Genomic DNA, 8,216 nt, shown 5'->3' with positions numbered 1-8,216 from the left:
TTATTACAATAACACTGATGTATGAAAGAGTAAATATCTACTGTGCAGGACTGAATTCCACCGCCCTATATGGCAGTGGAATTTAAAATTTCATTTTTGGTGTGGGCTATAGAATGGAAACATGTATTTGATTATTATTTTATATATGATATAATGAACGTGTAAGTGTTCATACTAAAAATCGAGGTTGGAGGTACAAAGCATGCAAAATGAAAAAATTGAAAAAATTGCACAGGAAAGAATTGACCAGGTAAGAAATAAGGTTGAAATTATGTCAGAATTCGCCAGAAGCAACAAGCTTGCTATGGGAGCACATATATTTATAGCGGCACTTATCAGTTTGACATATTTGATTGAGGTATTCAAAGGCTCAAGAAGTATAGGATATGTTGCATTCGTTATTGTTCTCGGACTTGCGTCTCCAATAGCGGAGATTATCGCATACAGCAGAAATAAGGAAGCTACATCGATTAAACACTTTATATCATTGGGATTTGGTGTATTTTACACATTCCTTGTACTTACGACACAGAATTCGCATGCATATGTATATGCAATTCCTATGATAATCATAGTAACCGTATACAATGATTATAAATATTCATTGTATATAAATCTTGCCATGTTTTTTGTTAATATTGTGCAAGTTATAGTATTTATATCAAATGGTACATATAATTTAAAAACAGACAGTGCAAGTATTGCAATCCAGCTTTTTGTCATGGCAATAATAGCAACATTCGCAGCACTTTCATCAAGAATGCTCGATTTTAATAATCGTCTGAAGTTAAAGCAGATAGAAATTCAACATCAGGAAACAAAGGAAATGTTTGACCATATTATGAGTATATCTAAGGAGATGATTTCAGATATTGAAATAACTGACGGTCATATTAAGGAACTCGATGTTTCTATTGGGAATACAAGAAACGCAATGGAGCAGGTAAGCTCAGGTTCAAATGATACAGCAACGGCTGTTCAGAAGCAGCTCTCCATGACAGAAAATATACAAAATAAGATAAATGATGTTACTGTGGGTACAGATGAGATTGCTCTGAGTGTGAAACAGACTAAAAATGCTATTGACCAGGGAAATCATAACGTAGATTATCTGGTGGGAAAGGTAAATGAATCTGTTGAATCAGGAAAGCAGGTATCAAATGAGATAGCAAGCCTCAATGAGGATATGGAGAAGATGAATTCTGTTGTTGACATTATAAATAACATAACATCACAGACAAGCCTGTTGGCACTTAATGCAAGTATAGAAGCAGCAAGAGCAGGTGAGGCAGGAAAAGGATTTTCTGTTGTTGCATCTGAGATTTCAAAAATGGCAAATGAAACGCAGGATGCCACGATTAAAATTACTGATATGATTCAGGAAGTTACAGGTGCATTAGACAGAGTTGTAGAAGTTACCGGTCAAATGATTGAGATGATAGAGGGTCAGAATGAGGCAACAGAAAAGACAGCGGCAAGCTTTAAGACAATTGCTAAGAATACAGACAGTATTTTAGATAATTCAGAGTCACTTTCTGACTATGTTGAGGAACTTTCAATTGCAAATAAAGAGATTGTTGACAGTATATCAACCATATCTGCAATTTCAGAAGAAGTAGCGGCACATTCTAGTGACACATACAGCGTAAGTGAACATAATATTGAGATAGTATCACAGATAGTTGAAATAACAAGCAATCTTAAGAGACTTACAAAGCAGTTAAATAATAATTAACAACTTTATTTGTAACTACGGAGGTGTTTTTATATGAGTTTGGAGTCAGGTTTGAATGCCACACCATCAGGTGAAAGAGTACATATAGGTTTTTTTGGCATGAGGAATGCAGGAAAGTCAAGTCTTGTCAATGCATTTACAAATCAACAGCTTGCCATTGTATCAGATAAAAAAGGGACAACAACAGACCCAGTTTATAAAGCAATGGAACTTTTGCCACTTGGGCCTGTTATGATTATAGATACACCTGGATTTGATGATGAGGGTGAACTTGGAGAACTCAGAATCGAAAAAACAAAGCAGGTTTTAAATAAAGTTGATATAGCAATCTTGGTGGTAGATTCAGCTAAAGGGCTTTCGGGTTGTGATAAACAGCTTATTGAACTGTTTGTAAAAAGAGAAGTACCTTATCTTATCGTATACAATAAATCTGACATCAAAGAGATGGAAAAAAGCGATAATTCAATCAACGTAAGTGCACTGAACAAAACAGGAGTAGACGCGTTAAAAGAGCGTGTTGCGACGATGATAAAGACTGAGGACACTAAACTTAGGATTGTCGGGGACTTAATAAAACCGTCGGATTTAGTTGTTATTGTTGTACCAATAGATTCTGCGGCTCCAAAGGGCAGACTTATTTTGCCGCAGCAGCAGACGATAAGAGATGTGCTTGAAGCAGATGCGACAGCTATCGTGGTAAAAGAAAATGAATTAAAAGAAACACTTTCAAATCTCAGGAAAAAACCTGCTATGGTTATAACAGACAGCCAGGCGTTTGAAAAGGTGTCTGAGGATACGCCGTCAGATGTTTTACTGACATCTTTTTCGATACTTATGGCAAGATATAAGGGCTCACTTGAAACAGCAATAAAAGGAGTGGCGGCTATAGATAAATTGAAAGATGGTGACAGGATACTTATTTCAGAGGGATGTACACATCACAGACAATGTGATGATATTGGAACAGTAAAAATTCCACGCTGGTTAAAAGAGTATACTGGGAAAGAACTTGTGATTGAGACATCTTCAGGAAGGGATTTTCCGCAGAAACTTTCTGAATATTCATTGATAATACATTGTGGAGGATGTATGTTAAATGAAAAAGAAGTTAAACATAGAATTAAATGTGCCATAGAAAGCAATGTTCCTTTTACAAATTATGGAATTACAATAGCTTATATGCATGGCATTCTTAAACGAAGTATTGAGGTTTTTCCGGAACTTCTTGAAAATTTTAAATAAAAACAATAAAACAGTGCAGGTTGTCATATTATTGACTGCCTGCATTTTGTGGTTGAAATTAAAAATACAACTGTAAATAAAATGGAAAAAAAGTATTTGTAAACTACGAAAAACAATGTTGTAAGCAGCGCAGAAAAAAAGTATAATAATAAATAGTTATATGATTAATTTAAGTAATTGTGCAGATATGAGGTGAAAGAAGTATGAATAATGAAATAGTTATCCTAATCGTGGATGATATAGAGGTAAATAGAGTTATATTAAAGGGAATATTTGAACAGGATTACAAGGTTATAGAGGCTGATGACGGGACGACAGCCCTAGATATTTTAAACAGAGGTACAAAAGTTGACATAATACTGCTTGATATTATCATGCCTGTCATGAATGGAATTGATTTTCTCAAGGAGATAAAGAAAAATAAAAGTTACAGTGAAATTCCTGTAATAGTAAATACTCAGGCGGGTGAGCAGGAAAATGAATACAAAGCACTTGCACTTGGCGCCGATGATTTTATAGCAAAACCGTACAATCCCAAAATCATAAAACGCAGAATTACGAACATTATAGAAAAGACCATATATCAGAGAAAAAATATGAAAGAGGTTTTGGAAGATACCCAGCATCAGATGTACAATCTTATTGATACTGTGCCAGGAGGTATAGGCATTATAGAAGTTTCTACCAAAAATGAAAAGTTGAGGATGTCTTATTTCAATGATGGTCTTTCAAGCATGCTCGGATATATGAAGTCTGAACTTCAAAACATTATAGATAATGATATATATGATGTAATATACGGCAAAGATGAGGAAGTCTTAAAGGAAATCATGAATAAAGATGGAGATGACATAATTCATTGCAAAATACGTCTTATAAATAAGGATAAAAACATATTGTGGACAGGTGTATCAGCAAAAATGCTAAATTCGGAGTCAGAGTCAAAGACATTTCATGTAGTATTCATGGATCTGACTGAGGAAATGAAGGCAGAGACAACGATGAAAAATACTATGATGGAACTGAAATACAGGGTAGAGCGTGATACACTTACGGGACTCAATAACAGGGACAGTTTTTATGCATCAGTGGAAAAACTGATGAAAAAAGACAGTGAGCATACATACGTCATAGGAATGTTAAATGTTGACAGGTTTAAAATTGTCAATGAACTGTTTGGAAGCAAAAACGGTGATATGATTTTGAAAAATATCGCCGATGTGTTAAAGAAGATGACAAAGAAAAACGGCACATGTGCAAGGTTTGAAGCGGATAGATTTGCAATCTGCACAACAGCCGAATATATTGACGAAAATATAGGTGGGATAGAGCAGTTTCTGATTGGAAAAGATTCGTGGAACTGTCTCAATTACCCTATATTCCTGCATGCAGGTTTTTGTCTGATTGACGATAAAGATATACCTGTAGATCTTTTGTGTGACAGAGCAAATATGGCATTACAGGAGGTTAAGGGAAATTATATAACAAGATGGAATTATTATAATGACAGCCTGAAAAAATCAATGCTTATTGAACAGGAACTTATCAATGAGATGGATCATGCGCTTGAGAACCATGAATTTGTCGTATATTATCAGCCGATAGTTGATGTCAGGACAAAGAAAACCATAAGTGCAGAAGCACTTGTGAGATGGCTGCATCCGAAGAAAGGGATGATTTCACCCGGAATATTTATACCTGCATTTGAGAAAAATGGATTCATAACAAAACTTGATATGTATGTCTGTGAGGAAGTATGCAGACATCAGAGGGAGGAAAAGGACAAAGGTAACCGTGTTGTTCCTGTTTCGGTAAACCTTTCAAGGATAAACTTCTACAATGAAAACCTCTACAAAGAGGTGCTTGGGTTACTGGATAAATACAATCTGAAATCAGAAGATATAAAACTTGAAATCACTGAAAGTGCATATGAAGATAATCCCCAGGATCTTATTATGGCAATTCATACATTACAGAAATACGGTTTTAAAGTGCTCATGGATGATTTTGGAAGCGGATATTCTTCACTTAATATGCTTAAAGACTGTTGTTTTGATATATTAAAGATAGATATGAAATTTATGGATGACCTTGAACAGTCAGAGAGAGCAGGCAATATTATATACACTATAATACAGATGGCAAAGAATCTTCAAATAGAGACAGTTGTAGAAGGTGTTGAAAATGAAAAGCAATATGAGATGCTTAGAAGCATGGGCTGTGATAATATCCAGGGATATTACTTTTCAAAGCCTGTTCCGGAAGATGCTTTTGTAGGCAGACTTGAAAACGAATCCGGAATGAAAGATACAGATGAGTTTTATGATGACAGAGACACAATCCTTGTAGCAGATGATTCAGGTATAAGCCGTTTTGTATTAAAAGAGGCATTATGTGAAAAATATAATATTATCGAAGCATCAAATGCAGCTGAAGCAATGGATGTTTTAAAAAAGAATTTTTCTCAGATAAGTCTTGTGATATGTGACATTTATATGCCGGAAATGTCAGGATTTGATATGTTAAAACAGATAAAACAGATTTCTTTCCTTAGAAAGATTCCTGTGGTTATTGTGACTGCGTATGGTGATTTTGAAAACGAAGCTCACGCAATAGAACTTGGTGCGATAGAAGTCATAAATAAGCCGTTTAATACAACATTGCTGAAAAAACGAATTGACAATATTATAAATATTTTTGATACAAATAAATATGTTCATGCCGCAATTATAAGCGGTTAATAAAAATTATACTATTTTAATATTTATTTTAGTGTTTTTATATTATTAACCCATAAATATATGGTATTATAAAATGCAGATGCTGGAATAACGAAAATTAAATCAATTATTAAATGTTCGTTATTCCGGATTATTGGAGGAGAATGTGTTTGGATATGTTCAAATAAGAAAACCTGAGTTGAAAATAAAAGATTACAGTATTTATCATGGGTTTTACTGTGGGTTGTGCGACAGATTAAGAGATAAATACGGCTTAAAAGGTCGTATTACACTTACTTATGATATGACGTTTATGGCTGTGTTTTTATCATCTCTTTATGATGCCGAAAATATTGTGGCAGAAAAAAGATGCATAATGCATCCGGCAAAAAAGCAAAAGATTATTTACAATCAATATACTGATTATTGTGCCGATATGAATATATTGTTAAGTTATTATCACTGCCTTGATGATAAGCTTGATGATGGCTCAATCAGGGGCTATGCCGGTACTTTGTTTTATGATAAAGTACATAAGCAGACAAAACGGCTTTATAAACGCCAGGCACGAAAAATCAGTGTATGTCTTAAAAAACTTAATGAGCTTGAAAAAGATAAGGACACAAAAATTTTTGACGCCGCAGACTGTTTTGGGTGGCTGTTAGCTGAGATTATGTGCTTTAAAAAAGGCTATTTTGAAAAAGAGGTTAAAAAATTTGGATTCCATTTAGGCAGGTTTGTATATATAATGGATGCGTTTGACGATATAAGAGATGACATAGCCAAAAACAGATTCAACCCATTGAAAAAAATGTATTTTTTATGTGGCGATACAGATGTATTTAACAAAAAAGTATATGAAATACTTATAAGTGAGATGTCGGAGGCATGTGCAGAATTTGAAAAACTGCCATGTGTCGGGTATATAGACATACTCAGAAACATTCTCTATGCCGGAGTATGGAACAAATATGACAAAATAATAAATAAAGAAGAGGTAAAAAGTATATGAGCAATATTGATGATCCGTATAAAATACTTGGTGTATCACCAAATGCCAGTGATGATGAAATTAAAAAGGCATATAGGGAGCTTAGCAGGAAATATCATCCTGATGCAAATTCGGGAAACCCACTTGCAGACCTTGCTGAAGAAAAGTTTAAGGAGGTTCAGACAGCATACAGCAGGATAATGGATATGAGAAGCGGAAAGTCTGCAGATTGTTACAGCCGCGGAACTCAGGGTTATAGTCAGGAAACTCAGAATTATGGTCAGGGTTACAATCAGAATTATAACAGACAGAGATATGAACAGTACGGTTCAGGATACGGAAGAGGTCCGTATGGAAATAATTTGGACAATTGCTCAACAGGTAATATATGCTGTGATCTTTGGTGTGCAGATTCACTTTGTGAATGTATGGGAGGAGATTTGTGCAGTTGCATTTAAAGTCAAAACAGGTTGCATGGTGTGGAGTTATTATGGCGATAGCTGTGATTTTACAGATTTGTGCAGGAGTTATAGAGACAAGTTCATTTTTTCTGCTTGCACTGGCCTCTTTTTTGGCAGGATGTGTTGAAAGAAAATTTGACATAAAAACGGCTGCAGTTTTTTGTTCAGGTGCAGTTGTCCTTGGAGTTATTCTTGCTCCACAGAAGCTGTATTGTTTTACATATGCAGGATTTTGTGTATATGTACTTGCGGCTGAATATTTTAGGGGAAAAAATGGCAGTATAAAGAATTCGGACAAGGCAGAAAAAATCATGAATAATATCAAAATACAGTATATTATAAAAGGTATTATATATCATGTTCTTCTGATTGCTGCAGTTTTTGTTTCTGTTAAGATTAGCGGATTGGAAATTATCTTTTCAGCAGATTTTATTGAAAAAATAAAGCATATGCCGGTATTTGCAGTCGTTTTTGCAGCAGTTATAGCTGCCGAGCTGCTTTGGTTTATATTTGACAGGGCGTATATATTTTTTCAGGAACGGTATGGAATCATTGTTTGTGGGAGGGAATAGTGAAATCAGGGATTGAACATGATAAGCTTATCCGGAAGATATTAAATGAGATAATAGACACCTCAAAATATAAAATGAGCAAAAAATTTATCCAGCACGGTAATACAAGTGTGTATATGCATAGTGTGAGAGTTGCGTATATAAGCTGTTATATTGCTGAAAGATATAATTTAAAAGTTGATTTTGATTCACTTATTATGGGAGCACTGCTCCATGATTATTTCTTATATGACTGGCATGACAAAAACAGTCATCACAAAAGACCGCATGGTTTTCATCATCCTTCTGCGGCACTTGCAAATGCAGAAAGAGATTTTGATTTAAACTGGCGTGTGAAAAATACTATAAAAAGGCATATGTTTCCGCTTACACCAATTCCACCAAAGTGTCTTGAAGGCTGGATTGTCTGTGCTGCTGATAAAATATGTTCAACAAAAGAGACTATTAAAATAATAAAGTTTTGACTTGAATTTAATTTAGTGGTATAATTTCAAA

General features: G+C 34.6%; 7 protein-coding genes. All 7 read left to right on the top strand.

From position 1 onward, the window contains the following. Positions 1 to 202 precede the first annotated feature (202 nt). The 7 genes from ACZLXV_RS10750 to ACZLXV_RS10720 all read left to right on the top strand — a co-directional run bounded on the left by ACZLXV_RS10750 (position 203) and on the right by ACZLXV_RS10720 (position 8,185). The gene (locus ACZLXV_RS10750) at positions 203 to 1,735 is read left to right on the top strand and encodes a methyl-accepting chemotaxis protein (RefSeq protein ID WP_482383418.1); all 1,533 of its coding nucleotides are present in this window, start codon (positions 203 to 205) and stop codon (positions 1,733 to 1,735) included. A gap of 33 nt (positions 1,736 to 1,768) precedes the next feature. Beyond that, entirely contained in the window at positions 1,769 to 2,977 is a 1,209-nt protein-coding gene (gene hydF, locus ACZLXV_RS10745) for a [FeFe] hydrogenase H-cluster maturation GTPase HydF (RefSeq protein ID WP_482383417.1), read from the top strand. A gap of 203 nt (positions 2,978 to 3,180) precedes the next feature. Next, positions 3,181 to 5,718 carry an EAL domain-containing protein gene (locus ACZLXV_RS10740; RefSeq protein WP_482383416.1) on the top strand — a complete coding sequence of 846 codons (2,538 nt, stop codon included), beginning with the start codon at positions 3,181 to 3,183 and terminating at the stop codon, positions 5,716 to 5,718. A gap of 145 nt (positions 5,719 to 5,863) precedes the next feature. Then, on the top strand, positions 5,864 to 6,709 hold the full coding sequence (locus ACZLXV_RS10735; protein ID WP_482383415.1) for a DUF5685 family protein: 846 nt from the start codon (positions 5,864 to 5,866) through the stop codon (positions 6,707 to 6,709). Further along, on the top strand, positions 6,706 to 7,146 hold the full coding sequence (locus tag ACZLXV_RS10730; protein WP_482383414.1) for a J domain-containing protein: 441 nt from the start codon (positions 6,706 to 6,708) through the stop codon (positions 7,144 to 7,146). The genes ACZLXV_RS10735 and ACZLXV_RS10730 overlap by 4 nt, the downstream gene beginning before the upstream one ends. Next, positions 7,131 to 7,721, top strand: a complete 591-nt coding sequence (locus ACZLXV_RS10725; protein ID WP_482383413.1) for a hypothetical protein — start codon at positions 7,131 to 7,133, stop codon at positions 7,719 to 7,721. Before ACZLXV_RS10730 ends, ACZLXV_RS10725 begins: the two co-directional genes overlap by 16 nt. Further along, positions 7,721 to 8,185 carry an HD domain-containing protein gene (locus ACZLXV_RS10720; RefSeq protein WP_482383412.1) on the top strand — a complete coding sequence of 155 codons (465 nt, stop codon included), beginning with the start codon at positions 7,721 to 7,723 and terminating at the stop codon, positions 8,183 to 8,185. The genes ACZLXV_RS10725 and ACZLXV_RS10720 overlap by 1 nt, the downstream gene beginning before the upstream one ends. Positions 8,186 to 8,216 lie beyond the last annotated feature (31 nt).

This window comes from Butyribacter sp., from assembly GCF_056818865.1.
This window is presented reverse-complemented; position numbering and strand designations above follow the sequence as displayed.